Annotated in this window: 24 protein-coding genes; 5 read left to right on the top strand and 19 right to left on the bottom strand. The window is 63.8% G+C overall.

The window, feature by feature from the left end:
• Positions 1–11 precede the first annotated feature (11 nt).
• The 3 genes from BH93_RS28175 to BH93_RS24840 all read right to left on the bottom strand — a co-directional run bounded on the left by BH93_RS28175 (position 12) and on the right by BH93_RS24840 (position 2,834).
• Positions 12–146, bottom strand: coding sequence for a hypothetical protein (locus tag BH93_RS28175; RefSeq protein WP_277950837.1), 135 nt, complete (start codon positions 144–146; stop codon positions 12–14).
• A 749-nt stretch (positions 147–895) separates the two neighbouring features.
• Entirely contained in the window at positions 896–1,561 is a 666-nt protein-coding gene (locus BH93_RS24845) for a TetR/AcrR family transcriptional regulator (RefSeq protein ID WP_037173178.1), read from the bottom strand.
• Positions 1,562–1,631: 70 nt separating this feature from the next.
• A complete protein-coding gene (locus BH93_RS24840) occupies positions 1,632–2,834 on the bottom strand; it encodes an oxidoreductase (protein ID WP_037173176.1) in 1,203 nt (400 codons plus the stop codon).
• A 139-nt stretch (positions 2,835–2,973) separates the two neighbouring features.
• Here BH93_RS24840 and BH93_RS24835 point away from each other — a divergent pair, with 139 nt between their 5' ends.
• The gene (locus BH93_RS24835; RefSeq protein ID WP_037173174.1) at positions 2,974–3,405 is read left to right on the top strand and encodes a type II toxin-antitoxin system Rv0910 family toxin; all 432 of its coding nucleotides are present in this window, start codon (positions 2,974–2,976) and stop codon (positions 3,403–3,405) included.
• A 51-nt stretch (positions 3,406–3,456) separates the two neighbouring features.
• Here BH93_RS24835 and BH93_RS24830 read toward each other — a convergent pair whose 3' ends face one another.
• From BH93_RS24830 to BH93_RS24815, 4 genes are all read right to left on the bottom strand, one after another.
• Positions 3,457–4,242, bottom strand: coding sequence for a 2-oxo acid dehydrogenase subunit E2 (locus BH93_RS24830; RefSeq protein ID WP_080739003.1), 786 nt, complete (start codon positions 4,240–4,242; stop codon positions 3,457–3,459).
• A gap of 28 nt (positions 4,243–4,270) precedes the next feature.
• Positions 4,271–6,571 (bottom strand): transketolase-like TK C-terminal-containing protein, encoded by a 2,301-nt coding sequence (locus BH93_RS24825; protein ID WP_242459260.1) that lies wholly within the window; start codon positions 6,569–6,571, stop codon positions 4,271–4,273.
• A gap of 355 nt (positions 6,572–6,926) precedes the next feature.
• On the bottom strand, positions 6,927–7,397 hold the full coding sequence (locus tag BH93_RS24820; protein ID WP_037173169.1) for a flavin reductase family protein: 471 nt from the start codon (positions 7,395–7,397) through the stop codon (positions 6,927–6,929).
• Positions 7,398–7,629: 232 nt separating this feature from the next.
• Positions 7,630–8,256 (bottom strand): TetR/AcrR family transcriptional regulator, encoded by a 627-nt coding sequence (locus BH93_RS24815; RefSeq protein ID WP_037173168.1) that lies wholly within the window; start codon positions 8,254–8,256, stop codon positions 7,630–7,632.
• A 118-nt stretch (positions 8,257–8,374) separates the two neighbouring features.
• Between BH93_RS24815 and BH93_RS24810 the strand changes: the two genes are divergently transcribed.
• From BH93_RS24810 to BH93_RS24800, 3 genes are read left to right on the top strand one after another with little or no spacing between them, the layout of a single operon-like run.
• Entirely contained in the window at positions 8,375–9,010 is a 636-nt protein-coding gene (locus BH93_RS24810) for a VOC family protein (RefSeq protein ID WP_032405324.1), read from the top strand.
• A 40-nt stretch (positions 9,011–9,050) separates the two neighbouring features.
• Positions 9,051–9,977 (top strand): fumarylacetoacetate hydrolase family protein, encoded by a 927-nt coding sequence (locus BH93_RS24805; RefSeq protein ID WP_037173162.1) that lies wholly within the window; start codon positions 9,051–9,053, stop codon positions 9,975–9,977.
• The gene (locus BH93_RS24800) at positions 9,974–11,788 is read left to right on the top strand and encodes an FAD-dependent monooxygenase (protein ID WP_052065025.1); all 1,815 of its coding nucleotides are present in this window, start codon (positions 9,974–9,976) and stop codon (positions 11,786–11,788) included. The genes BH93_RS24805 and BH93_RS24800 overlap by 4 nt, the downstream gene beginning before the upstream one ends.
• Here the strand turns inward: BH93_RS24800 and BH93_RS24795 are convergent.
• Genes BH93_RS24795 through BH93_RS24760 form a run of 8 tightly spaced genes read right to left on the bottom strand, consistent with a single transcriptional unit; the run spans position 11,785 to position 19,368 of the window.
• Positions 11,785–12,456, bottom strand: coding sequence for a 4-carboxy-4-hydroxy-2-oxoadipate aldolase/oxaloacetate decarboxylase (locus tag BH93_RS24795; protein ID WP_037173161.1), 672 nt, complete (start codon positions 12,454–12,456; stop codon positions 11,785–11,787). The two genes, BH93_RS24800 and BH93_RS24795, sit on opposite strands and share 4 nt — an antisense overlap.
• Positions 12,457–12,464: 8 nt before the next feature.
• A complete protein-coding gene (locus BH93_RS24790; protein WP_037173159.1) occupies positions 12,465–13,676 on the bottom strand; it encodes an aspartate transaminase in 1,212 nt (403 codons plus the stop codon).
• 31 nt (positions 13,677–13,707) lie between these two features.
• Positions 13,708–14,757 (bottom strand): zinc-binding dehydrogenase, encoded by a 1,050-nt coding sequence (locus tag BH93_RS24785; RefSeq protein WP_037173157.1) that lies wholly within the window; start codon positions 14,755–14,757, stop codon positions 13,708–13,710.
• Complete coding sequence (locus BH93_RS24780; RefSeq protein ID WP_037173155.1) at positions 14,750–15,505, bottom strand: SDR family oxidoreductase; 756 nt, start codon at positions 15,503–15,505, stop codon at positions 14,750–14,752. Before BH93_RS24780 ends, BH93_RS24785 begins: the two co-directional genes overlap by 8 nt.
• A gap of 9 nt (positions 15,506–15,514) precedes the next feature.
• Complete coding sequence (locus BH93_RS24775; protein WP_037173152.1) at positions 15,515–16,861, bottom strand: MFS transporter; 1,347 nt, start codon at positions 16,859–16,861, stop codon at positions 15,515–15,517.
• Entirely contained in the window at positions 16,858–17,916 is a 1,059-nt protein-coding gene (locus tag BH93_RS24770; protein WP_052065024.1) for a biotin-dependent carboxyltransferase family protein, read from the bottom strand. Before BH93_RS24770 ends, BH93_RS24775 begins: the two co-directional genes overlap by 4 nt.
• Complete coding sequence (locus BH93_RS24765; protein ID WP_037173150.1) at positions 17,906–18,586, bottom strand: 5-oxoprolinase subunit B family protein; 681 nt, start codon at positions 18,584–18,586, stop codon at positions 17,906–17,908. The genes BH93_RS24770 and BH93_RS24765 overlap by 11 nt, the downstream gene beginning before the upstream one ends.
• On the bottom strand, positions 18,583–19,368 hold the full coding sequence (locus BH93_RS24760; protein ID WP_037173531.1) for a LamB/YcsF family protein: 786 nt from the start codon (positions 19,366–19,368) through the stop codon (positions 18,583–18,585). Before BH93_RS24760 ends, BH93_RS24765 begins: the two co-directional genes overlap by 4 nt.
• 277 nt (positions 19,369–19,645) lie before the next feature.
• Between BH93_RS24760 and nac the strand changes: the two genes are divergently transcribed.
• Positions 19,646–20,569, top strand: a complete 924-nt coding sequence (nac, locus tag BH93_RS24755; protein ID WP_170944619.1) for a nitrogen assimilation transcriptional regulator NAC — start codon at positions 19,646–19,648, stop codon at positions 20,567–20,569.
• A 1-nt stretch (position 20,570) separates the two neighbouring features.
• Here the strand turns inward: nac and BH93_RS24750 are convergent, their stop codons facing one another.
• The 4 genes from BH93_RS24750 to BH93_RS24735 form a co-directional block, all read right to left on the bottom strand.
• Positions 20,571–21,488 (bottom strand): D-isomer specific 2-hydroxyacid dehydrogenase family protein, encoded by a 918-nt coding sequence (locus BH93_RS24750; RefSeq protein ID WP_037173148.1) that lies wholly within the window; start codon positions 21,486–21,488, stop codon positions 20,571–20,573.
• 18 nt (positions 21,489–21,506) lie between these two features.
• Entirely contained in the window at positions 21,507–22,280 is a 774-nt protein-coding gene (locus BH93_RS24745) for an SDR family oxidoreductase (RefSeq protein ID WP_037173147.1), read from the bottom strand.
• Positions 22,277–22,774 (bottom strand): gluconokinase, encoded by a 498-nt coding sequence (locus BH93_RS24740; RefSeq protein WP_037173146.1) that lies wholly within the window; start codon positions 22,772–22,774, stop codon positions 22,277–22,279. The genes BH93_RS24745 and BH93_RS24740 overlap by 4 nt, the downstream gene beginning before the upstream one ends.
• Before the next feature lie 234 nt (positions 22,775–23,008).
• Positions 23,009–23,923 carry an alpha/beta fold hydrolase gene (locus BH93_RS24735; RefSeq protein ID WP_037173144.1) on the bottom strand — a complete coding sequence of 305 codons (915 nt, stop codon included), beginning with the start codon at positions 23,921–23,923 and terminating at the stop codon, positions 23,009–23,011.
• Positions 23,924–24,054: the final 131 nt, after the last annotated feature.

The following is a 24,054-nucleotide window of genomic DNA, read 5'->3' as shown; positions in this document are numbered from 1 at the left end:
CATCACCGCCCCTACCGAAATTCAGACAGAATTTCCTCCGACGCCTGAAGCGGCGCGTAGCCGTCGGGAATGACGCGTCGGCAGCCGTCGAGCTCGACGGTCAAAGTACGAACGTCCAGTGCCTCACCACTTACATATGTGGTCACGGCCTTACGCGTTGGAACCGAGAAGCACGGCGCGGCACGGGGTAGAACCTCGATCGAAATGCGGATTTCATCGATCGATCGTGTGAACGAGAATCCGTCGAACAAGCAGTAGGTGTAGCCGATTGTCAGCCCAGTACCTTCTGTCGTGCCAGTGACAGGATCGGCGAAGTGTGGCGAGCAGCTCGACACTCGTAGGCGCTGAGGGTCGACAATCGGTATCGAATGGTCGAACTCGTTGACCAGGTCCAGTTTCCGGATATCTGCGATTGCGCTGACGTTCGGCACACCGCATTCGCCGATCGGCAAGGTCGGCTCCACCGCGCGGCCCCAGGTATCGACCAGCCACATTTGGGTGGGCGCGGCCACGCTGTATGTCGGGCACAGGCCCGGCATCAGGGCGCGTTCATCCGGTTGGTTCAGAGACCTGACAACGGTTGAGACGTCACCCTCCCATCGATACTCGCTGTATGTGATGGATAGGGCGGGAATGGTCAGGTCGTTGGGCTCGCACGTGATTACTGCTGTAGGAACGAATCCGTCCGGCACTGTTCCTGCACTAGGTCGAGGTTGCGTCGAGCGCGGCCTGTCCGTTTGATAAGGGACGTCGCATTGGAATGCGTCCGCTGATCCGATCTCTGCGACAGGCCGGGATGGGCCGAGCGACGTCGGTGAGCCGCACGTGACCGCGGTAATCGCGACAATGAGCAAACCCGGTGTCCATCGCCACGTCATGCCGACACAGTAGTGGGCTAGCCGGTTCCGAGGATTGTCTCGATTGCATCGTCGACATCGAGGGTGGGATCCAGGACCGGTGCGGTGCGCAGGCACGCAACGATGAGGTGCACCAGCCACTCCACCATCTGCTCGACGTCGACGCGGACGTCCTGTTCGAGCCATCGGGCCGTCGCGCCGTCGATTGCCGCGACGATGCTGTGCCCGACGAGTCTGACGCCGGCGTTGTCCGCGTCGAGTCCGAGCTGAATGGCGGCCGCCTCCAGCACTGCGGTTCTGGCATTCTCGAATACTTCCCAGGCTTCTGGATCGGCACCTCTGCCGCCCAGCACCATTCGGAGCGCGAGGCCGCGGTGCACACGCAGGTACTCGAGATGGCTGGTCAGAGCAGCTCGTATCTGGACGTCGGGTGTCGAGTCGGGAATGTCTGCGAACGCCTGCGACATCGCCGAGGCAGTGGCGCGCAACGACTCGAGGTAGATGCCGCGCTTGTTCCCGAAATAGTGGAACAGCAAGCCGTGGGCCACATCCGCCGACTTCACGATGTCCGAGACAGCGACCTTGTCGTAGTCGGCCTCCGCGAACAGGCCGACTGCTGCATCTACGAGTCGCTGCCGAGTCTCGGCGGCTCGGGCGGTGGCCCGGTTGACTCGGGCAACCGGCTTGGCGGAACGATCTGGCACCGAATGTCCAATCTGCCTGGGCCTACCCGTTCGGTTGTCACCGAGGGTTCGATACCAGCCTAGGGCGTCATCAGATGATCGGGGTGATGTGGTCGTGCAGATCGAAGCCGAGAAGCGCCTTGCCGTAGGTTTCGATCGACACTCGCGGCAGCATGACGGCATGGCGAGCACCGACATTCGAGTCACGCCAAATGCGCTGCAAAGCATTCACTTCGGCGAATGCTCCGGCACCGGTGGCGTCGACGAGCATGTTCAGTGCCTCGTTGATGCTTCGTAGCGCAACGGCCGCGTCGCCGCGAACGCGGGCGCGGGAGAGCAGGTCCGGGTACTCACCGGCCTCGGCCCAACGCTTGACGTCTTCTGCTGCGCGGTAGGCGTGCAGGTGCGCAGTGTCGACTTTCAATGCGGCTTCGGCGAGCAGCATCTGGAAGGCCACCGAGTCGGCCTGCCGGTCGAACACCGTGTAGGCCAAGGCCTTCTGTGACGCCTTCGTTCGGACGAGCTCGACTGCAGCACGACCCATTCCGAGTTGCGGTCCGATGAGCACCATGACGAGCATGGGGCCGAAGGCCGAGCGAGCGAACGCGGAGTCGGTACGTTCTGCCACGTTGGCACCGCTGAACGCCGGAATCATCGAGAGCATGCGGTGTTCGGGGACGAACACGTCTTCTGCAACAACGGTGTTGCTGCCGGAAGCGCGCATGCCGGCTACGTACCAGGTGTCGTCGATGCGGTAGTCCGAGCGGGGCAGCAATGCCATGCCCTGGTCCAGCATGTCGCCGTCTTCGTCGTTGATGATAATTCCGCCGGTGAACCACTCCGAGTGCAGGCTGGCCGAGGCGTAGGGCCATGTCCCGGTCAGCCGGTAGCCGCCCTCGACCTTCCGGGCGGTGCCGCCCGGGGTGACGACGCCGGCAATGACGGCGTCCGGTCCGTTCGCGTAGATCTCGGCCTGAGCCTCGTCACTGTAAAGACCTGCAGCCCAGTTGTTCACGTTGGACAGGGTGGTGACCCAGGAAGCACCAGCGTCACCTTCGGCGATGATCGCCGAGACGTCGAGCATGGTGCGCAGATCGGTTTCGAGTCCGCCGAACTTCGCCGGTGCTGCAACTCGGAATGCGCCTGCGCGGCGGAGGGCGTCGACGGTGTCTTCGGAGAGGCATCGTGCCTTCTCGTTTTCGGCGGCTCCGGCCTTCAGGTCGGGTACGAGAGCTCGAAGGTTGGCAATCACATCGGTGGCGGTCGCAACAGGCAGCGCTTCGGTCGTCGTCATGGCTTTTCTCTCGTTTCGGCCCCACGGATGTGAGGCGTGTCTCTCGAAAGTAAGCGCTATTTGACTCTAGGTCAATATTGACTTCCGATCAACGATGTGGCGTAGTTGTGAATCACCGTTGTCGAGCGAAGGAACCCGGATGCTGAACATCACCATGACGCAGGAACTGCCTGTCTCTCAGAACGAGGTGTGGGCAACTCTGTCCGACGTCAGCACCTTCGAGAAGTGGCATGCCCTGCACGAGGAGTGGGTGGAGACACCCCCGAGGGACCTCGAAGTCGGGTCGACGATGGTCGAGAAGATCAAGATCGCCAGCATCACCGATACCATCGAGTTCCAGGTCGAAAGTCTGCGTGCACCGGAGGTACTGGTCCTGGTGGGTGCCGGATCCACTGGATCGAAGATCCGGCTCACGATGAACTGCGCCGCTCGCGGAAGCGGCTCTGCCGTCACCCTCGAGCTGGAGGTGACCAGTCCGTTGTTGTTCGGAGTGGTGGGCAAGGCGCTGCAGGGAACGTTCAAGAAGAAGCTCACCGCTACCCTGAACGGACTCGCGGAGTACCTCGGGTGAAACGCCGATCGCCCCGCACTTGCGAGCGGGGCGATCGGACAGTTCGACTCGTCAGTCGAGAAGATCAGCAGCGTAACCCTTTTCGAGCCGACTCTTGACGTCGCCGAGGTAGCGGGCCGCATCGGCACCGTCGACGATGCGGTGGTCGTACGACAGTGAGAGATACACAGTCGGAACCGCGGTGATGGTCAAATTTCCCGCGGCGTCTCGGACGGGCACCACACGTTCGACGACCGAGCCGAAGCCCAGGATCGCCGATTGCGGTTGATTGATGATGGGCGTGTCGAACAGTGCGCCGCGGCTGCCTGTGTTGGTGACGGTGAAGGTGCCTCCGGCCAGGTCGTCCGCCGTGACGGTGCCGCTGCGCACCTTCTCTGCGGCGCCGGCAATCTCGGCGGCGATCGCGGAGATGGAGAGCCCCTGAGCATTTCGAATGACCGGGACCATCAAACCCTTCGGGCTGTCCACGGCCATCCCCAGATGGCAGGCACCGTGATAGGTCACTGTGGTGACGTCGGCGTCGAGCGAGGAATTGACGACGGGATTGTCGGCCAGTGCCTCCACGGCAGCTTTGACGAAGAACGGCAAGTACGACAATTTGTTTCCGGTTCGGCGGAGAAACGCATCCTTGTTCTCGCTGCGGACTCGCGCCACCGCGGAGGCCTGGGCTTCCACTACCGTCGTCAATTGCGCTGCGGTGTGCAGGGATTGGACCATTCGGGTTGCGATGGTCCGCCGGATGCGCGGCAGCTTTTCGACGCGGTCGGCCGCGGTCTCGGCAATGTTCTCACCGAGCGAGGGCATCGCAACAGTGGTGGTCGTGACTGTCGCTGTCATGGCTGCTTTCGCTGTCGGAATGGATCTGTCACTGACCGGTCACGTCGAGAGCTGCCCCGACGATGGAATCGGTGTCGATTCGGTGGTGCTTGTACACCTCGTCGAGTGATCCGACCTGCCCGAAGTTGCTGACGCCCAACGACGTCGACGCAACCCGGTTGACGGTAGCGAGGAATGCGAGGGTGTGCGGGTGTCCGTCGAGCACCGTCACCATCGGGGTCGCTCGCTCGGCGGGCAGCAGTTGATCGAGAATCCAGGATTCGCCGACGTGGTGTCCTTGCCTGGCCTGCAGCGCGCGGTAGAGCTCGCCCGGGCTGGTGATGCACAGAACGTCTGCGATCACCCCGATCTGCTCCAAACGCTCTGCGGCGTCCAGGGCTTCGGTCATCAACGCCCCCATCGCTGCGATGGTCACCGTCGCTCCGTCGCGGCGCACCAGCGGGTAGCCGCCTGCAACGACCTGACGACGCCTGCGTTCCCTGGCAGCCGGATCGCTGGGGACATCTGCCTTCGACTGATCGACAGGACGCGTCGACAGTCGTAGATATGCCGAGGTGCCGTCCGGGCGTCCGAGTCGACCGATGCTCGCGAGCAGTGTCCATTCGACGTCGATGGCGAATGCAGGCTCGTAGGTTATGCAGCCGGGCTGTTCCAGTCCGATGGACGGGGTCTTGATCGACTGGTGCGCACCACCTTCCGCGGCCAGGGTGACTCCCGACGGCGTTCCGACCAGAATCGATTGGCCACCCGCGTAGATGCCGTACGACCACGGCTCGAGTGCGCGCTCGACGAAGGGGTCGTACATGACACCGATCGGGAACAGAGGCTCCCCCCAACGGCTCCAGGTGGCACCGAGCTCGCCCATCAGGCCGACCAGGTTGGTCTCTGCGATACCGAGTTCCATGTGCTGACCGGAAGGTCCTTCGCGCCAGTGCATGATCGTCTCGGCGTCGTCGCCGAACCAGTCGTGTCGATCCGACGACGACCAGACGCCGACCTTGTTGACCCAACCGCCGAGGTTTGTGGTCGAACTGACGTCGGGGCTGACCGTGACGACGCGTCGGGCCGCGTCGGGAGCCTCCCGGGTCAGGTCGATCAGGGTGCGACCCAGTGCGGCCTGCGTCGTGGCTGTGCCCTTGGGGGTGCGTCCGATGTCGGTGGGCACGGCAGGCGGTGTCGATGCCGGAATCGGTTCGCGGCGTAACCGTTCCGCGGTGGCAGCGCACAGCCGACCGGGTCCGCTGTCGGTGTCGAAGCGGCCCCAGGGCTGCTCGGGATCGGTGCCTAGGGTACGTGCGAGTTCGGCGTATTCCTCGACGGTCAACAGCGAGGAATGGTTCTGCGGATGTCCCTGAGTGGGCAGGCCGAATCCTTTGACCGTGTACGCGACGATCACGGTGGGCCGGGTGTCGTCGATGCGAGAGTAGGCGTCGCGCAACGCATCCAGGTCGTGTCCGCCCAGGTTGCGAATCGACTCGGTCAGCAGTGTGTCGTCGAGATCGGCGATCAGGTCGGCGATGGCAGTGGCGTCGGGGCCGGATCCGGGGAGTCTGGTGCGCACCTCGTCGGCGGTGCAGCGCAGCAGGCGTTGGTATTCCGGGTTCGGCATGTCCAGGATGCGCGTGCGCAGCGCGTCGCCACCCGGCTTGGCGAACAGATCTTCGAGCAACCGGCCGAACTTGACGGTGATGACCTGCCAGCCGGCGGCGTCGAACATCTTCTCGAGGCGACGCGCAGCGATGTTGGGGACCACTCGGTCCAAGGACTGACGATTGAGGTCGACGATCCAGACGATCTCGCCGAGCTCGGCAATGCCCGGGTCGATGATCGCCTCCCAGACCGCGCCTTCGTCGAGTTCCGCATCGCCGACCAACGAGTACTGCCGTCCGCTGAAGCCGGGCGTCTTCGGTGTCGATTCCTCCGGGCCGAACCGGTCCTCGACGAAGCGTCGGGACATCGCTCCCCAGATCGGGGCCGTGGCACCGATGCCGACGGATCCGGTGGAGTAGTCGACGGTGTCCGGGTCCTTGGCCCGCGAGGGGTAGGACTGCAGACCGCCGTAGGCGCGGAGTGTCGTCAGGTACTTCTGGTCCAACTCACCCAGCAGGTAGTTGATCGCGTGCAGCACCGGCGAGGCATGAGGCTTGACCGACACGCGGTCGCCGGGTTGCAGCTGTTCGAACCACAGTGAGGTCATGATCGAGACCATCGACGCGCAGGACGCTTGGTGGCCGCCGACCTTGAGTCCGGTCGGGTTGGGCCGAATTCGGTTGGCATGGTGAATCATCGACGTCGACAACCACAGCACCCGCTGGGCGATGTCATGCATGTCTCCGCCGTCACCGGTGGGCGAACGGCGGTCGGCGGGGCTGATGCTGGTCATGGCAGATGGCTCCTGAATCGACGTTGAAGAACGTCCTGATGCCGGCCGAGGCCGAAGGGGTGAACGAGAACGCTGACGACGCGGGACCGAGTGTGGTCCGGTGGCCTGGGCGGGCGTTCGGGTTGCGAATCGCCGGAAGGGTGCAACTGAGCTGCGATGGGGGACAGTGGAACAGGCTCTGCCCTTCTTGCGCAAGTGAGGCAGCGTGCATGGTGCAGATTGCATGGTTTCGGGTTGCGGGCGGGGTTCGATATTGGTCGAACTGACCTCTTCTGCCGCTCGTCGCTGAGAGATCGGGGCGTCATGGGACGCGCGTGAGTGATCCCAGGGTCCGCAGGTTGTACGCCAGCGGAACGTTGCTGCCGGTCGAGCAATCGGCTACCTGACCCAGGATGAGGGTGTGATCGCCGCCGGCCGCCTCTGCTGCGACAGTGCAGTGCAACCATGCAGATGTGCCGGGCAGTCGGGGTGCACCGCTGCTGAGCTCCCAGTCGGAACCGAGGAAGCGCTTGTCCCGTGGTCCGGCAAAACGCGAGGCGCACTCGTGTTGGTCTACGGCGAGTACGTTCACGCCGAAATGTCCCGTCCGCCGCACGATGCTCAACATCGTCGACGCATTGTCCAGAGCCACCGACACCATCGCCGGTTCGAGGCTCAGAGATGCCAACGAGCTGACAGTGGTGCCGTGCGGTACTCCGTCCTCGTACGCCGTGACGATCGCGACTGGCCCGGTGACGCGCGCCATGGCGTCCTTGAAAGTGTGTAGGTTCATGTCGCCGAATTCTCCTGTGTGCGTCCGTGTTCGGTAAACCCGTCTCAGCGGGGGAGGGTGGGTCCTGTGCTGGTCGGGGTTGCCTTGGCAAGACCCGTCGAGACGAGCTGCAGTCGATCGGTGTGGTCACACAAACTATGCTCAAAATTGACTTGATGTCAATGTTGATTTGAAGTCAAATCAATGGGTGTGTCTGCCCGGTGATGCTTGTCAGCGAAACTTCGAGGGGCGTCTAATCCTCGTGCGAACGCGAGTGCGTCACTTCGACGACAGCCTCGAAGGTGTCGACGATCAATCCGACCACCGCGTCGAGTTCGAGATCGCGGGTGTCGAAGTACGCGTCTGCGGTCCGATCGAGAAAGCCGGTCCACCCGGAGATGGCGGCACTCTGCAACGGAGACAGGGGTTCCGAGAGCTCGGCGAGGGCCGCGACCTGTCGGGCACCCTCCGTTCGTGCCTTTCGGACGGCGTCTTCGACGATGGAATCGCCCAGTTCTCCCTCGCGGATCACTCGGACGTAGAGGGCGCGGTGGCGTTCGAGGAATTCGATGTGCCGTCGTACGAAACCTTCGACCCGAGCCCGTACGGATTGCTCATCGGCCACGGGCTCCTGGAATTCGGCCAGGTTCGCAAGGACGTCGGCGAGCGCTGCCGCGACGAGACCCTGTTTGTCGGTGAAGTAGTAGAACAGCAGCCCGTGGGCCACCCCAGCGCGACGCGATATGGCCGCTGCGCTGATGTCGGCGCTGTTGCCCTCGGCCAGTAGCTCGATCGCGGCGTCGATCAGGGCTTGACGACGGTCTTTCCGAGGGCGGGCACGGTGGGACCGCTCGGCTCCGGGGGGCGGGTTGGTCGACACCGATCCGACATTAGCGCACCACCCGCGGCCTCTCCTGACCCTTGTTCAAATTCTTGACTAGTAGTCAAAGTGGACGTAGCGTCGGTCACACACAGGTGACCCGAAGAAAGGTCGTTCGATGAGTACGACGCAGGATGCAGGGAGTCGGAAAGCGCCCAGGGTGGCACCCGATCTCATCGCCCACTGGGTGGTCAAGTCCGCGCGCACCGAGGAGATGGTGCGGTGGTACGGAGCGGTGTTCGGTGCCGAGATCGTCTATCAGGACGAGGGAATCACCTTCCTGACCTGGGACGACGAGTCGCACCGGTTGGCGATCATTGCGGTGCCGAAGCCCGTCCGGTTCCTGTTCCCGTTCGCCAAGTTCAGGCGCAAGGCGTACGGCATCGACCACATCGCGCTGACGTTCATCTCGCTCGAACGACTGTTGGAGAACTACGTGCGGCTCAAGCGGCTGGGCATCCTGCCCGTCTGGTCGATCAATCACGGACCGACGATCTCGCTCTACTACGAGGACCCCGATGGAGTGCGCCTCGAGTTCCAGGTCGAGAACTTCGATGCCGAGAACACTGCGGCATTCTTCTTCACCGAGGAGTTCGCCCAGAACCCGATCGGCGTCAACATCGACCCCGACTACCTGCTTAGCCAGCTGCGCAACGGCGTGCCGCACGAAGAACTTCGCCGACGCGAGGCCGGAACTCGGCCCGGGCACCCGGTCGTCGCCAACAAGAAGACCATCACGCCGAAAACTTTGTGACCGAGCAGATTTCGACCGAACAAGGGGGAGGAAGACTCACATGTCTGTCAACGTAGTCCGGACCATCGACGGCTGGTGGCGCCTCGATGGCGACCGTGCAATCCGTGTCGAGACGACGGCCGAGACCACCCGCGAACTTCTTGCCGATCGCGACGCCATCACCGGCGCATCGGGTGCGGGGTCGAGTGTCGATGAGCTCGAGCTCGTATCTCCGGTCACCACACCGTGCCGGGTGGTGGCGCAACTGCTCAATTATCGATCCCACGCGATCGATGCAGGATCCGATCCGAACACGTTGCAGCCGACCTTCTTTCGTAAGTCCTCGGCGTCGGTCAGTGGCCCGTTCGATCCCATCCGCCAGCCACCCGAGGTGGCGCTGCTGGACTACGAGATCGAACTCGGAATCGTCGTCGGTGCCGAGATTCCCATCGGTACGACTGTCACCGACGAGAACCTCTCGGACTACGTGGCCGGTGTGATCGTGGCGAACGACGTGTCCGCGCGCGAGATCCAGTTGACGAAAGTTCAGGTCTACGAGAGCAAGTCGTATCCCACGTTCACCCCGTTGGGGCCTCGGCTGGTGCTGTTGGACAACGATGAGCTCCGGCGCATCCCCGAGCTGCACATGACGCTGGCGGTCAACGGCGAGACGCGCCAGGACCAGACGATCGGCAACGATCTCATCACTCCGCCGGCCGAGGCACTCACCCGGCTGGCCCGCTTCCAGAACATGACCGCCGGCGACGTACTCCTCACAGGAACACCGATCGGCACCGCCATTTCCGCGCCGCCCAAGATCGTGCAGAAAATCGGTGAGTTGATTCCGCCTGCGCTGAAGTGGAAGTTCTTCTTCGCCCGGCAGGCGAAGAATCCGAAGTATCTCTCGGTCGACGATGTGATCACCGCCGGTATCAAGACCGCCGACGGAGCCATCGATCTGGGGACGCAGGAGACGGTGGTCCGATGACCGTACCGATCGTCGTGGTCGGGGCCGGCCCGGCTGGCTGCACCGCAGCATTGCTGTTGGCGCGCAGAGGGATTCGTAGTGTCGTGCTCGAGCGACGATTCGCGCCGCTCTTTCATCCTGCCGCGCACGTGATCAACGCCCGCACCCTCGAGATCTGGAACGAATACGGCCCCGAGCTGGCGCGCTCGATCGCCGCTATGTCGCCGCCGCACGAGACCGTCAACCTCATCAGCTGGTACGGAGATCTGGCAGACGAGGCCATCGGCTCCATCGACCTGCTCTCGGACCCCGAGCGCAAGGCAATCGTCGAGAGCCAGAGTCCGTTCCTGGTCTCGCACATCGGCCAGCATCTGCTGATGCCGGCACTGTGGGATGCGCTCGACGCCGAACCGCTGATCGAGTTTCGACGCGGATGCGCTGTCGAGTCCGTCGACACCGACGCATCCGGTGCACGGGTGCGCGGGCGATGCGCGAACGGAGCAGCCGAGATCGAGGCCGAGTACGTGCTGGCGTGCGACGGTGCGAACAGCGCGACACGAGACGGCACCGGTGTGGGCTTGACCGGACCGGTCCTTGCGAACATGGGTAGTGCCTTCTTCACCTCGAAGACACTTTTTCCCGATGACGCTCGGCCGCTGCTCAGTTGGATCTTCACGCCGGAGTTGTGCGGAGTGATGATCGCGCACGCCGACCATCGATACATTCTGATGACGGCGTACCTGCACCCCGAACAGGAGATCGCCAAGGACAGTCGAGCCTACTGGTCACGCACGCTGCCGAAGGTGTTGGGAAACCACGAGTTCGATCTGGAGTCGACCGGGACGTGGGTGATGACCTCACAGACCGCCGATGCGTTCCGTCGTGGCCGTCTGCTCCTGCTCGGCGATGCCGCGCACCGGTTTCCGCACACCGGTGGTTTCGGGTTGAACTCGGGTGTTCAGGATGCCCACAATCTGGCCTGGAAGCTCGACGCCGTTCTGTCCGGCAACGCGTCCCCGTCCTTGTTGGACACCTACGAGACCGAGCGCCGTCCGGTGGTGGAGAAGTTCGCCGAGCAGAGTGTGGCGAACCATTTCCGGATGGACGACATCGGGAAGAGGGTGGGCATCACCAACATGATGTTGGCGAAAGCCACTCAGGTGATGGGGCGTCCGCCGCTGAACAAGGTCCCCGGGAAGTTGATCGCGCCACTGGCCGCCGCTGCGACACGGCGGCAGATGGCGCGCTCGCAGAAGGTCGATCCCGATGCACCCGGGTCCGCTCGGCTTCGTCGCGAGATCGCCGACGCGATCCCACTTCAGGTCGAGCATTTCGTGTCGATCGGCTTGCAGTTCGGCTACCTCTACGCCAGTCCGTTGATCGCACGGGATCCCTCGGTCAAACCCGCCGAAGACGTGGTCGACTATCTGCCCACGACATACCCGGGGGCACGACTTCCACACGCGGTGGTCTCGGTAGGCGGAGAGCAGGTGCCGGTGCACGAGACACTCGACCCGAACAAGTTGTCGCTGTTCACCTTTGCCGGCGACAGATGGTCAGGCGTGGTGTCGGATCTGGAGAACACCGGGCCCGGCGTCACCCTGATCTCCGCGGGCGTACCGGCAGGTGCCGATCGTGACGAGCTGATTCGCCTGTACGAGGTGGGTGAGACCGGCGCGGTGCTCGTTCGCCCCGACGGCCACGTCGCTTGGCGTACGACAGGTTCGGTGTCCGACGGCGGTTCGGAAATCGAACGTTTTCTGAACTCGAGCTGGGGTCGCTACTTCACTGCCGTCACCGGTCATCGACCCTCGGGCCACTCCCGCACCTAGACGTCGACGGTCAGCCCCTTGCTGTCGAGAGTAGCGGCGAGGTTGCTGACCTGGATCGGCGTCTCGCCGCGCTTGTATCGCTCGATGAACTCTGCTTCCGAGGCGTCCCGTGCGCGGCACGCGTCGATCGCCGAGCGAACTTCGTCGCGGCGCGTCAGCACCACCCCGTCGCAGTCACCCTTGATGACATCGCCGGGGTAGATCAGCTGACCGCCGAAGACCAGCGGTTGATTGATCGGGCCGAGGGATTCCTTGACCGTGCCCTGGATGCACAGGTACTTGCTGAACACCGGAAATCCGAGTTCGCGAATCTCCCGCGAATCGCGGACTCCGCCGTCGGTGACGAGTGCGGTAATTCCTCGGGCCACACAGGCATTGGCGAGTACGTCGCCGAACTGTCCGGCGGGCTGATTGCCGGAAGAGACGATGAGGACATCTCCGGGTTGGGCGTAGCTGATGGCCACTTGCAGCATGATGTTGTCACGTGGATGGCAGACCACGGTGAAGGCGGACCCGCAGAACGACATGTCCCGATCGAGTGGCTTGATCGCGTCGTCGAGTGCACCGGAGCGACCCTGTGCCTCGTGGATGGTGGCGGCCGAGAACGTGCCGAGTTCGTCGATGAGCTGCCGATCGGCGCGATCGATCTTGGTGGTGACGTGAACCATGAGACTTCCTATCGAGTGAGGGCGGAGACCGCTGAAGAGATGGCCGCGGCTGCGGCACGGAGAGTGTCCTCGGACGTGGCGAACGAGACGCGGAAGTAGCCTTCCGCGCCGTAGGCCGAGCCCTGGATGGTTGCGACGGACGCATGATCGAGCAGATACAGCACGACGTCCTGATCGCTTCTCAGGACCGTGCCGTCGGGGGTGCGAGCACCGACGAGGTCCGCGCAACCGACGAACAGATAGAACGCGCCCTGCGGAAGAACGGGTTGCAGACCGTCGATCCGATCGAGCAACTCGAAGGTGACGTCGCGGCGATGCCGGTAGCTGGCAACGGATTCGATGACGAAACTCTGATCGCCGGCCAGTGCTTCGGCCGCGGCCGCCTGGCTGATCGACGAGGGACAGGACGAGGACTGTGACTGCAGTTTGTTGATGGCACCGACCAACTCGGGATTCCCGACGCCGTAGCCCAGACGCCATCCGGTCATCGCGTAGGACTTCGAGACACCGTTCGTGAGAAACACTCGATCGCGCAGCTGCGGGGCGACGCCCAACAGATTCGGGACGGGTGCATCGAGATACGTGATCTCGTCGTAGATTTCGTCGGACAGCACATGGACCTGCGGATGCCGATCGAGTACCTCTGCCAGCCCGGCGAGCTGCTGGGTGGTGTAGATCGCCCCGGTCGGATTCGACGGGGTGTTCAGGATGACCCAGCGCGTGGCCGGGGTGATGGCGGCTTCCAGACGTTCCGGGGTGAGCAGGAACTGCTCGGACTCGGGGCAATCCACGACGACGGGTGTGCCGTCGTGAGCCGCGACCATGTCCGGGTAGGAGACCCAGTAGGGGGACGGCACGATGACCTCGACCCCGGCCTCGACGGTTGCCATGAGCGCCAGGAAGATCACCTGCTTGGCTCCGCCGCCGATCGTGATGCGGCTCGAGTCGTAGTCCAATCCCGTCTTGAGGTGCAGTCGCTTCGAGATCGCTTCTCGGAGGGAGGCGATTCCGTTGACGGGGGTGTACTTGGTCAAGCCGTCGTTCATGGCTGCGACAGCGGCACGTTTGATGTGCTCGGGTGTGTCGAAGTCGGGTTCGCCGACGGTCAGGTCGAGGATGGCGCGGCCCTGCGCTTTGAGTTCTCGGACACGTTGGGCAGCAGCAACACTGGGTGACTCACGCATGCGAGTGACGCGGGAGGCGAGGGTCTGGGAGGACATGGCAATCTCCTGTGAAAGAGGCGAGGTCGAGTCAGAATTCGAGAAGTACTTTGCCGGATGCAGCCGAATCTTTGGCGACAGCAAAGGCTTTCAGGGCATCGTCGGCGGAATAGACATGGGTGACGACGGCTCCCACATCGAGCGAGCCGTCGGTCAGTGCGCCGAGCACCTCGTCGATTTCGGTGTTGAATCGGAAGGATCCGACCAACTCGAGTTCACGGGTGATCACCAGCGACAGGGGAGCCGGTTGCATCCCGGTGGGAAGCAGGCCGAGCATCACTATCCGGCCACCGCGAGTTGCGCCGCGGATGGCGGACTCCAGCCCGAATCGGTTGCCGGAGCACTCGATCACCACATCCGCGTCTACTGCGGCAATGGCGTCGGAGTCGGCCGCATCCAGGGTGGCGGTCGCGCCGAGCTCGGCGGCGATCCTGCGAGGAAACTCGTGTACGTCGACCGCGGTGATCGACGACGCCCCCGCGCGCGTCAACACCGCGATCGCCAGTGCGCCGATCGGTCCGCAGCCGATGACCAATGCGCTCCTGCCCGCCACCTCGCCGGCCCTGTCGACGGCATGCCAGGCCACCGCGGCCGGCTCCGCAACTGCGGCGGTGCGGAAGTCGAGGCCGATCGGAAGCGGTCGGAGCATGCGGGACGGAAGTACCGAGTACTTCGCGAACGCTCCCTCGGTGTGCGGAAAGTGTGCCGCGCTGCCCAGGTAGGTGCACCCGGGCGACAGGTTGGGGCGGTCCCGCGGGTAACGGGATGCTCCCGGTGCCGGTGTGGCCGGGTGTACGGCGACGCGTGTACCCGAGCTCGGGCCCGAGCCGTCTGTGGCGGCGGTGACCACGGTGCCGACGACCTCGTGCCCGAGCAACATCGGGGCCCGCAGAATCGACTCCCCGGCCGCGCCGTGGGTCCAGTAGTGCAGATCGGAACCACACACGCCACCGAACGCCACCTCGACGACTGCCTCGTGAGCTCGAGGCGCGCGCACCGAAATCTGTTCGACACGTAAGTCGTTCGCGGCATGCGCCACTACGCCCAGGGTCGTGACCGGGACGGTGGTCGAGTCAGTCATTGCGTCGGACGAAGTCGAGACCGCCGGGCACCTGGAATGTCGGCATTATTTCCATCATGCCCATGTTGACGTGGCGGGGTGCGTCGATTGCGAACTCGATGGCGTCGGCGATGTCCTTGGTGGTGATGGACTCGAATCCCTCGTAGAACGTGTCCCAGGCTTGTTGCATCGCCTCGGGTGTCCCGCCGAGGTTGCGTCCGAAGATCTCGGTCTCTACGCGTCCGGGGCAGATCTCCGTCACCCGAATCCTTTTGCCTTTGGTGTCGTTTCGCAGCTGCCGAGAAATTTGGTGCACCGCTGCTTTGGTGGCGTGGTATGCGGTGTGCCCGTAGAAGTTGTACAGGCCTGCGATCGAGCTGATGTTGACGACGTGGCCCAGATCGCGCTCGACCATGCCGGGTAGGAGCAACCGGCACAGGTGCAACACCGCGCGCAGGTTCACGTCGACCATGGCGTCGATCGACTCTTCGGACGCGTCGAGAATGTTGCCGGTGGCCGAGACGCCCGCGTTGTTGATCAGGATGTCGATCTCGAGGCCCTCGACGGCCTCGGCGAGGGCCGCGGTATCACTGATGTCGACGGCAAGGGGGATCATTCCGGTGCGGCCGGCGATGTCGTCGAGCTTCTCTTTGTTGCGTGCCACGCCGTAGACGGTCAGGCCGCGTTTGGTGAGCAGTTCGGCTGTGGTAGCGCCCATTCCGGTGTTGGCTCCGGTGACGAGTGCGGTGTGGTAGTCGCTGAAAGTCATGCTGTGTCCTCAGAGAGTGTCGCGCAGTGGCTGGTGGGCGCGGTCGGTGATGGTGCTGACGGCGATGAGGGTGCCGAGGGCGGTGATCACCGCGTAGAACGCAGGAACGTAGATCCCGAAGTGCGGAATCAGCCAGGTCATCAGCAACGGAGCAGTGCCGCCGAAGAGCGCCGACGAGATGTTGTAGCCGAGGCCGTATGCGGAGTAGCGAACTCGGGTGGGAAAGAGTTCGACGATCAGGATGTGGATGACGGCCGTGTGGCCGGCGAAGATGACCGCCATGATGCAGGCTCCGAGGATGGCCAGCGGCAGGCTTCCTGTCGCGATCAAGGCGTAGCACGGGATGCCCGCTACTGCCATGGCCGCGGCAGCACCGGCGATGACCTTCTTCCTGCCGATTCGGTCGGACAGTGCGCCCATGAAGGGAATCGCGATGCAGATCGCGACCAGTGACACTGCGGTCACCAGGAGGGCCGTGCTGGTCGGGAATCCGATCTTGTCACCCTTGAGGAAGGTCGGCATGTACGAGAACAGGACGTAGTAGCCCGAACCGTTCATCAGAGGAATGAACAGAGCGAGGATCATGGCGCGGCGGTGTTCGGGTGACGAGAACGCTTCCTTGAGCGGGTTCCGAGACAGTCCGCCTTCGGCCTTGAGCTTCTCGAAGTTCGGTGTGTCGCTGATTGCCTTGCGGATGTACCAACCGATGACACCCATCGGGATTGCGACCAGGAACGGAACACGCCACGCCCAGCTTGCGATCCCACCGCCGTTGATGGCCGCTTCGTTGAGCCACGGCGACATCGCGAACGCAACCATGGTGCCGGTGAGAAGTGCCAGGAACGACGCGATCTGGGCATAGCTGGTGATCTGGCCGCGCTTGTTCGCCGGGGCATGCTCGGCCAGGAATGTCATCGCACCCGCGGCCTCTCCACCGACCGAAAAGCCTTGCAGGATGCGCAGGAAGATCAGCAGTGCCGGGGCTGCGATGCCGATGGCCTCGTAGGTGGGGAGCAGCCCGATGCCCGCGGTGGCGACCGAGATGAGCAGGATGACGAACACCAGCATCTTCTGCCTGCCGATGCGGTCTCCCAGGATGCCGCAGACGACGGCACCGAGGGGGCGGACGAAGAACGAGATCGCGTAGCCGGCAAAGACCAGCATGAGTGCGTCGGAGGATTTGGATACGTCGAAGAAGACGATTGCGAGCGCAGTCGCCATGAAGGCGAAGATGCCGTTGTCGTAGAGCTCGACGAATATGCCGACGCAACCGGCGGCAACGACCTTTCGGATCTTCTGGGGGTCCGGAGGTGCGGGTGCGGTGTCGGTGTTGTCCGGGACTACTGAGTTGGTCATGCTGACTCCAGTGTGAGGGCAGTGCACGGGTCTTGGGAATGACTGATGTGATCGGGGATCGACAGAGCCTCGAACACGGTGCGAACTCGGCAGCGAAGTTGATCGAGACTGCGCTGCCGGGCTCGGTGGGCTTCGACTGCACCGGCGATGCCCACCCGGGTGAAGATGACCTTGTTGCCAGGGCGGGCCTGGCCGAGCCGGTCGAGGCCGAGCGTGGTGACCACGGCGAGGACCGGGTATCCGGCGGTCACTCCGCGCCCCCGGTGGAGGACGAGGAGTTCGTTACCGACGGGTACTTCGACGGCCCCGATGGGTACGCCGCGGGAGAGCATTTCCGACGCCGTGACGCGTTGCGGGAGAGGACGATCGATGCAGGGTGCGAGACGAAGACCGATGTGATTGCTGGCGTTGCCGATCGTGAACTCGGTGGTGAACAATCGGTCGGCGGTGTCGCCGAAGTCCTCGATGTCGGGCCCGTCGGTGACCGGGATCGTCCAGGTATCGCCGAACTCCGGTTGCATCGCACCCAGCCGGAACAACGGAATGTCGAAGTGCGGGTGACGGATCGGCGTGCCGTCCACATCGATCTCGATGCGGTCGCCACCGGAGAGGGGACGTCCGAATCCGAGAACGGTATCGGGCGCGCAGCTGTTCTGTAGTCGGTCGGCGTGAACCGAGCCGTGCACCGCGATGTAGCTGCGGAGCCCACGGCGAATGTTTGTCACAGTGAGCGTGCTGCCTGCCGGCAACACCAGAGGTTCCCACTGCGGTACTGCCGTACCGTCGACGCGGATGTCTGCCGGTGCACCGGTGACGGCGACGAGCATGTGGGTATCGGTGGCGGCCGCGAAGTCGAGTGCCGTCAGTTCGATCAGCGGTGCGTCGGGATCGCTTGCGACGAGGGTGTTGGCGGCTCGCGCGCTGTATTGATCGAGTGCGCCGCCGGTCATCTGTCCGATACGGCTGCCGCGGTGCCGACCCAGATCTTGAAGGACCGACAGGCCCGGTGTGAGGACGGTGATCGTCCCAAGTCGGGAGAGGCGTTCACAGTTCATGGTGATCGCCCCACTCGGCGGCGGAGATCGGAACGAACTGGAATGTGTCGCCGGGTGCGTAGGCAGAGATCGGATCGGATGCGATGTCCACCAACGTCACCGGCGTCCTGCCGAGGACCTGCCATCCGCCCGGTGCCGGTCGCGCGGACACCACGGCCTGGTGCCCGGCTACGGCGACGGCTCCTGCCGGGACGCTGGAGCGCGGGCTGGCTCGGCGCGGAATGGGCAGTCCGAAGTCGGGCCCGTCGAGCATCGGTGCGCCGCCCGGGGACCCGTAGCAGCGCATGGTGAGTGGGCGGGCGCAGTGACGTGCGATCACGTCGTCTTCGCTCACGTCGAGCAGTGTTGCGACGACGGCCAGATCGGGTCCGTGTTCCCCGCCGTACACGACGGGAATCTCGAATCGGCGCGGCAACCTCGCCGCACCGAACGTCCTGGTGTCGAGTTCGGATACCGCTGCACGAATATCGTGGTGAGACACTGTTGCGCAGTCGAATTCGATGAGCACCGCGTCATAGGTGGCGATGGTGCCCAGAACTCCTGTGATACCTGCGGCATCCACCGCGGCAGCGATGCGATGAACCTCGCGCCACCGCTCGTCCGGTGTGGCGGCGGCCGAGGTGATGCGCAATGCGGAGTCGCCGCAGTCGGCGATGGCTGGGGCGGTCACGCCGTCCGCCTCGAGTCGAGTACCCGGCTGAGCGGGGCGATCTCGACACCCGCCGCGAGTAGACCGGCACGGATCGCCAGTGCAGCATCCACTGCGCTCGGGCTGTCACCGTGCAACAACACTGTGTCTGCCGAGATCGGAATCGGGGTACCGTCGACCGCGTCGATGATGCCGACGGTCACCATTCTGACTGTCCGCCGGACGAGTTCGTCGAGATCGTCGATGACTGCGCCGGTCTCGCTGCGAGGTACGAGTGTGCCGTCGGGCCGATACGCACGATCGGCTATGCCGACGATGCCCACCGCGATCCCCCTCGCTTTCGCCTCGTCGGCTAGGTGACCGTCCTGGGCCAGCACGACCAACGTGGGATCGAGCGAGGCCACGGCGTCGACGACCGCGATCGCGTAGTCACGGCGAGTAGCGACCAGGTTGCCGAGTCGTCCATGAGGAGCAACGTGCATGACGGTGGTTCCGTGTGCCGAGGCGAAGGCTTGGAGAGCGCCGATCTGATACAGCATGTCGGTGCGAACCTCGTCGGGCGTGAGGTCCATTGCTCTGCGGCCGAACCCGGCGAGATCGGGGAAGCTGGGATGGGCACCGATTCCGATGCCGCGCTCGACACAGCGACGGACAGTGGTGTCCATCGTGCGGGGATCGCCTGCGTGGAATCCGCACGCGATATTGGCAGAGGTCAGCACATCGAGTAGCGCCTCGTCGTCGCCCATCGTCCACGCGCCGAAGCTTTCGCCCAGATCTGCGACGAGATCGATACTGATGGCCATTTCTGCGGTGCCTTTCGGAAGGTGAACCGGAAGCGTCGGAAGGTCGAACACTCACTGTCGTGTTCGTGTTGTGGACGCTACGCAGGAACGACGATTCCGCGTTAATACCCGTTCGCAGTGATGTAATAGGAAAGGCATATGCTCTTTGACGTGGGGTTTCGTGGCCCGCGCCGGCCGCTGTGCCGCAAATCGGTACATTGCTGTCGTTCGTCTGAAACGGTGAGGAAACATATTCGTGAATGCCGAAGATCGAGACCGACGGGAGGCCCTGTAGCCCATGGATACCCGACGTCTGTTCTCGTTCGTTCGTATCGTCGACGCCGGCAGCATCACCCGCGCCGCGGACATTCTGCATATTGCCCAACCGGCATTGAGTCAGCAGATGACCGCGCTCGAATCGCATTTCGGGCAGCAGCTTCTGATCCGAAGCAAGCAAGGCGTCGAGCCGACCGATGCCGGCCGCGCGCTCTATCGTCACGCGCAGGTGATTCTGCGTCAGGTCGAGAGCGCTCAAGCCGAAGTCAGCGTCGTGGGAAGGGAATTGGCAGGCGGGGTGTCCGTGGGGCTCGCGCCGTACAGCACGGTCACGGCCATAGCGCTGCCACTGTTGACTGCAGTGCGGGCACGTTATCCGAGCATCTTGTTGCATATCAACGAGAACTTCGGTGGTGTACTCAGCGAGGCGATGATGACCGGACGGATGGACATGGCGTTGCTCTACGACGCTGGTCCCATCAAAGGAGTCACATTCGAACGGTTGCTGACCGAAGAGCTGATGGTCGTGGCACCGTCGGGCACGGGTTTGCCGGGGGAGACAGGAAGTGCCGTTTCTCTGTTCGAACTCGCCGACGTGCCACTTCTGCTTCCCGGACGCATGCACACCATCCGCAAGATGGTCGAGTTGGCATTCGAGACCACGCTGACGCAGCCGAAGATCGTCGGCGAAGTCGAATCGGTGACCCTGATGGCGCAAGCGGTCCGAAGCGGCTTGGGCGCAACGATTCTGCCGTTGTCGGTCGCCCGCCGAATGATGAACGTCCAAGGTCTGGAGCTTCGTCGTATCGAACCGTCCATCCAGGTTCAGGTATCGCTCGGCACGCCGGCGAACCAACCGCTGTCGAAACCGGCAGAGGCTGTCCGTGAAGTACTACGAACAGTCCTCGCCGATTACGTCACTGTGCACTCCAAACCTGCTGACTGAGTCAGTAGCCGCGAGAGAGATCGATCCGGGCAGCCAATTCTTCACCGGCTGTGAACTTCTCGACGTTTCGCCCGATGTGCTTCGCCAGCGCCGACGACAGTCCCGACGCCGGGTTGGCGATATGCGGGGTGATGATGGCGTTCGGCAGGGACCACAGTGGGTGTCCGTCGGGGAGTGGTTCAGGATCGGTGACGTCCAGGGCGAGACCACCTATCCTGTTGTTCTGCAGTGCTTTTGTCGCTGCTTCGGTATCTATCAGTGACCCGCGGGCGACGTTGACGATCCATGACTTCGGTCCGAGCTGGTCGAGCGCGGCGGCATCGACGAGGTGGGCGGTGGCACTGGTGGCCGGAGCTGCGATGACGACATGGTCTGCGCGAGTCCACACCTCGCCGGTTCGCTCGGCCGGCAGCGTGTCGACCGCACCGGCTACAGGGACTCCGGACCGTGTCACCGCAAGAACATCCGCACCTGCCGCGTGCAGGAACGGGATGAGGGCACGGCCGATGCCGCCGCAGCCGACGATCGCGACCGTTGCACCGTCCAGAGTGCCGACGAGCGGATCGAATTCATCCTTACGCCAGGAGCTTGCGGCGAGCTGAGCAGGCAGGCCTCGAACTCCGGCCAACAGCAGCATTATCGTGTGCGAGGCCACCGTACGCGCGTAGGCACCTGCGGCCGAGGTCCATACCCGACGGTCGTCCACTATTCCGCTGTCGATCCAGGCCTCGACCCCAGCCGACGAGAGTTGCACCCAGCGAACCGAATCGGGAAGGTTCGAGGGAAAGTTGTCGGGTCCGGCCGTCCAGACCACGGCGTCTGCGGTCTCGAGGGGACCGAGGATGCCTCCGGAGGAGGTAACCGCCTCGGCTACAGCGACATTGTCCTGTGGCCCGAGGTATATGCGGGGAGCTGTCATCGACTTCTCGTTTCTCTCTCAGACGACGGCGGTCATGCCGCCGTCGACGTACAGAATTTGTCCGTTGACGAAGTCGGATGCGCTGGAGGCGAGGAACAGCAACGAGCCCACCAGTTCTTCGGTTCGACCCCACCGCCCTGCGGGCGTCCGCTTCGCCAGCCATGCAGTGAACTCGGTGTCGTCGACGAGAGCTTTGGTGAGTTCGGTGTCGAAGTAACCGGGTGCGAGCGCGTTGACCTGAAGACCGTAGGGCGCAAGATCGGCGCACATGCCGCGGGTCAGCATCTTCAGGCCGCCCTTGCTCGCTGCGTAGGGTGTGATTCCGGGGCGGCCCAGCTCGCTCTGGACCGAGCAGATGTTGACGATCTTGCCGTGCCCGCGAGCAACCATGGCGCGCGCGAACTCGCGCCCGACGTAGAAGGCGCTGCTGAGATTGGTCTCCAGGACTCTCCGGAAGTCGTCGTCGGCGAACTGGAGCAACGGCGCACGATGTTGCACTCCGGTGTTGTTGACGACGATCTCGACGGGCCCCACCTCGGTCTCGATGGTCCGGGCGGCCTGAGCAACTGCAGCCGAGTCGATGACGTCGAATGCGTATGCGTGCACGGCTGCACCGGTGCGCTCAGCGAGTTGGGCGCGGGTGGCCTCGAGGGATTCGGCGTCTCGTCCGTTGAGGACGACTACCGCGCCCGCCTCGGCGAGCCCCGCGGACAGTGCGAGACCGATCCCACGGCTCGAGCCGGTGACGAGAGCGATCTTGCCGTTGACGTCGAACACGTTGTGGCCGGTCACGGGGATACCTTTCGTGGGAGTGCGAGCGCATCGACGATTCGGCGAACGAGCTCGGTCGGAGGGGGACTCAGATCGATCGTCACGCCTGCTTCGTCGGCACCGAGGGGTTCCAGGCTCGACAGCTGAGAATCGAGAAGTTGGGACGGCATGAAGTGACCGGCGCGATCGCGAAGCCTGGCCGAAATCGTCTCGCGGGTGCCGCAGAGGTGAACGAAGACCAGTGTGGGGACCGCGGATCGGAGCTGATCACGGTAGCTACGTCTGAGGGCCGAGCAGGCCAGTACCGTGCGACTGCCGAGCCGATCCTGCTGCGCGACCCACTCGCGCAGCATGTCGAGCCACGGTGCGCGATCAGCATCGTCGAGCGCCAACCCACGTGTCATCTTGTCGATGTTGGCAGCGGGGTGATGATCGTCGGCATCGGAGAAAATTGCCCCGACTTCGCTCGAAAGTAGTTGTGAGACAGTCGACTTACCGCACCCTGACACGCCCATTACCGCGATGTGTCGAACCGGATGAGCTGGCATCGAAGACCTTTCCGCTTGCTCGCTCGGACGAGCGGCAGCACTGACGAATCTTCACCACCGAACCCTGATGCACAACGGCTTGCGCTATACCGATTCGGTGTGACGTCATACATCCGCGGACTGGTCGGTCGAGCAACCGGTTCCCGACGAGCCGGTGTTGTTCGTGTGCAATCACGGGTTCGGCGTAACGATCCGAAACGGTCAGGGCTCCTGTGCCGGAATGTCCAGGAAGGCAGTCAGTTCGGTCAGGAACTCGACCGGCTTCTCGATGTGTGGCCAATGTCCGGTGCCCTCGATCTCGACGGCGGTCGCGGCGGGAACGGCGTCGAGGAACCGCTGAACGTCGGCGGGTGGTGACAGGGGATCGCCCGGTCCGCGAATGATCCGCGTCGGGCAGGTGATGCGGTCCAGCCCGGCACTTGGGTCGGCGGATGCGGTGGACAGCAGCGCCGGGAACGATCCCGGTGCGCCCAATGCAGACATCACCTGGTCCATGAGCTCGGGGTCGAGTCGGTCGGTCCGGTTCACGAACGGTCCGAGGGCGGCTTTGAGGAGCAGGGGTGATCGTGCGGCCCTGTGCGCCAACCAGTTCGGCATGGGGAGGCCGATCGTGACCAACTCTGCCAACAGGGTCGCCACCGCGCGTGGTTGATCCCGGATGGTGCTGATCGGACGTCGTGTGAGGCCGGTGAGCGACAGGATCGGTCCGCCGGTGACGACGAGCCGCTCGATCAGCCCGGGGTGATCCGCCGCAAGTCGCGTGGCCACGATCGAACCCATGGAGTGCCCGACGACGGTGGCCCGTTCGACACCGAGGACGCCGCACGTTGCGACGACGGAATCGGCGAGGGCGGCGAAGCTGCTGTGCCCCAGCGAGAATTGTGAGCCGCCGAACCCGGGTAGGTCGATGCCGATTGCGCGACGCGACCGCGCGACCTCGGGCAGGATTTCGATGAACCAGCGCCAGCTGGCCGATATGCCGTGTAGAAAGATCACCGCCTCGTCCGCGGTCGGATTCAGATCGACCAGGTGTACTCGCGACCCGTCCACGCTGATGTCACGAGTGTGGCTGTCCCACTTGATCTCCTGCCAGCGAAGTCTTTCGGAATCTCTCACGTCGCTACTTTCTCGTAGAGGGCGTCGTCGGATGCAGTGCTCGGCCCGGTGAAGCCGAGCACTGATTCGTCGTCGTGACCGGACAGGCCATTGACTGTCAGTCAGTTTTTTTGTACCGTACTTTTTGACTT

Source organism: Rhodococcoides fascians A25f, from assembly GCF_000760935.2.
In the GTDB taxonomy this organism is placed as follows: domain Bacteria; phylum Actinomycetota; class Actinomycetes; order Mycobacteriales; family Mycobacteriaceae; genus Rhodococcoides.
The sequence above is the reverse complement of the archived record's forward strand: the minus strand, read 5'-3'. Positions and strand labels throughout refer to the sequence as shown.